Below are 739 nucleotides of genomic sequence, written 5' to 3' on the forward strand. Positions count from 1 at the left end.
CGCTTGTTCCATGTGAGGCGCATACCCAGTGCTTCTTCACCTTGCCATTCCCCTTTGCATACGATGCCGTAATCAGGAATTGAGCCAGCGTCTGAACCTGCCTCTGGGCTAGTCAGAGCGAAACAAGGGATCTCTTTACCTTCCGCTAGGCGAGGTAAGTAGTGATTCTTTTGCTCTTCAGTACCGTAATGTTGTAGCAATTCACCCGGACCTAAAGAGTTAGGCACGCCTACGGTTGATGATAGAACACTAGAAACACCAGTCAGCTTTTGTAGTACCAGTGATTGTGCGTAAGCTGAGAACTCTAAGCCACCGTATTTCTTCTTGATGATCATCGCGAAGAATTTTTAATCTTTCAGATATTGCCAAACTTCCGGTGGTAGATCTGCAAGCTCATGCGTGACTTGGTAATCGCTCACCATCTCACACACAGTACTTACTGGGCCGTCTAAGAAAGCTTGTTCTTCTGCGGATAGTTCAGGGACTGCGATATTCTGCAGCTTCTTCCAATCTGACTTGCCTTTAAACAGCTCTGCATCCCACCAAACTGTACCCGCTTCCAGTGCCTCTTCTTCTGTTTGAGACATAGCAGGTAGCACTTTCTTAAAGACGGTCAGTGCTTTTTGGCTAATGAGTGTTTGTCTAATTGCTGGAATAGCAAAAATAGCGACAGCAAGTAGGTAGCTCAGCCAACCCGTCATGCCGACATCCGCGGCGAAGGTCAGAGCAAACATAGTGG

General features: G+C 47.4%; 1 pseudogene. It reads right to left on the reverse strand.

The features are described from left to right. A pseudogene (locus KIV40_RS34625) lies at positions 1-734 on the reverse strand (acyl-CoA dehydrogenase family protein); the annotation flags it as partial. Between the last annotated feature and the right edge of the window lie 5 nt (positions 735-739).

It is taken from the genome of Vibrio sp. D173a (assembly GCF_030248475.1).